Consider the following 1,643-nt stretch of genomic DNA (forward strand, 5'->3'; position numbering starts at 1 on the left):
GTGCCGTCGCACGCACCGCGCCCGTCGTGTGCCGGGAGCCTCCGACCAGTCCTGTGACACGCCGGAGGAGACGGGTCAGCCCCGGCTGACGTCCGCGCCCAGCGCCTCGAGCTTGTCCTGGAAGTACTCGTACCCGCGGTCGATCAGGCCGATCCCCCGCACGGTCGAGGTCCCCTTGGCCGCGAGCGCCGCGATGAGGTGGCTGAACCCGCCGCGCAGGTCCGGGACCTCGATGTCGGCCGCGGACAGGGGCGTCGGGCCGGAGATGACGGCCGAGTGGTGGAAGTTGCGCTGCCCGAACCGGCACGGCAGGCCGCCCAGGCACTCCTTGTAGACCTGGATGGTCGCTCCCATGCCGCGCAGCGCGTCCGTGAATCCGAACCGGTTCTCGTAGACGGTCTCGTGGACGATCGACAGTCCCTTGGCCTGCGTGAGCGCGACGACGAGCGGCTGCTGCCAGTCCGTCATGAAGCCGGGGTGCACCGCGGTCTCGAGCACGATCGCGTTGAGGTCGCCGCCCGGGTGGTAGAACCGGATGCCGTCCTCCTCGACCTCGAACTCGCCGCCGACCTTCCGGAACGTGTTGAGGAACGTCATCATCTCGGGCTGCGTCGCGCCCTTGACGGTGATGTCGCCGCCGGTCGCGAGGGCCGCGGACCCCCAGGACGCCGCCTCGATGCGGTCGCCGAGGGCCGTGTGCTGGTAGCCCATGAGCTTGTCGACGCCCTCGATGCGGATCACGCGGTCGGTGTCGACCGAGATGATCGCGCCCATCTTCTGCAGGACGGCGATGAGGTCCATGATCTCGGGCTCGATCGCGGCGCCCGACAGCTCGGTGATGCCTTCGGCGCGCACGGCCGTGAGCAGGAGCTGCTCGGTCGCGCCGACGCTCGGGTAGGGCAGGGAGATCTTGGTGCCCTGGAGGCGGCGCGGGGCGCGGATGTGGATGCCCTGCTCGCGCTTGTCCACGACGGCACCGAACTGGCGCAGGATGTCCAGGTGGTAGTTGATGGGCCGGTCGCCGATGCGGCAGCCGCCCAGGTCCGGGATGAACGCCTCGCCCAGGCGGTGCAGGAGCGGGCCGCAGAACAGGATCGGGATGCGGCTCGATCCGGCGTGCGCGTCGATGTCCGCGACGTGCGCCGACTCGACGTCGGTCGGGTCGAGGTGCAGGACGCCCCCGGCCTCGTCCGAGACGACCTTGACGCCGTGCAGCTCGAGCAGTCCCGTCACGACGCCGACGTCGCGGATCTGCGGCACGTTCCGCAGCACGCTCGGCCCCTCGCCGAGCAGGGAGGCCACCATCGCCTTGGAGACGAAGTTCTTCGCCCCCCGCACGGTGATGGTCCCGTTGAGCGGAGTGCCGCCGTTGACGTACAGCAGATCGTTCATGTGGTCGTGGTCGCCTAGCTCTCTCGAGGATCGTCCGGATGGTCGTGCGTCGTGCACGGGCTGCGCGCCCCGGCCCTCGTGGGGGGCCGCCCCCCGGGCCCCCCACCCCCCCCCCCCCACCCCCACCCGCCACCCCCCTCCACCCCCCGCCCCCCCCCCGACTCGCCGGGACCACGAGCCGCACGCTGCGTCACTACGACGACGTCGGGCTGCTCGTGCCCAGCCGGGTCGGGCACAACGGCTACCGGTAC

General features: G+C 71.3%; 1 protein-coding gene and 1 pseudogene. One reads left to right on the forward strand and one right to left on the reverse strand.

From position 1 onward, the window contains the following. Positions 1-75: 75 nt before the first annotated feature. Positions 76-1,392, reverse strand: coding sequence for a UDP-N-acetylglucosamine 1-carboxyvinyltransferase (gene murA, locus ACFRCR_RS18655; protein WP_377679678.1), 1,317 nt, complete (start codon positions 1,390-1,392; stop codon positions 76-78). Between the two features lie 158 nt (positions 1,393-1,550). Between murA and ACFRCR_RS18660 the strand changes: the two are divergent. Next, positions 1,551-1,643, forward strand: a pseudogene (locus ACFRCR_RS18660) (MerR family DNA-binding transcriptional regulator); the annotation flags it as partial.

This window comes from Oerskovia sp. NPDC056781 (genome assembly GCF_042789955.1).
GTDB lineage: Bacteria > Actinomycetota > Actinomycetes > Actinomycetales > Cellulomonadaceae > Oerskovia > Oerskovia rustica.

What these genes read in the sequence shown, in the direction of transcription:
- murA (WP_377679678.1), bottom strand. Translation starts at nt 1,392, where the DNA reads ATGAACGATCTGCTGTACGTCAACGGCGGCACTCCGCTCAACGGGACC.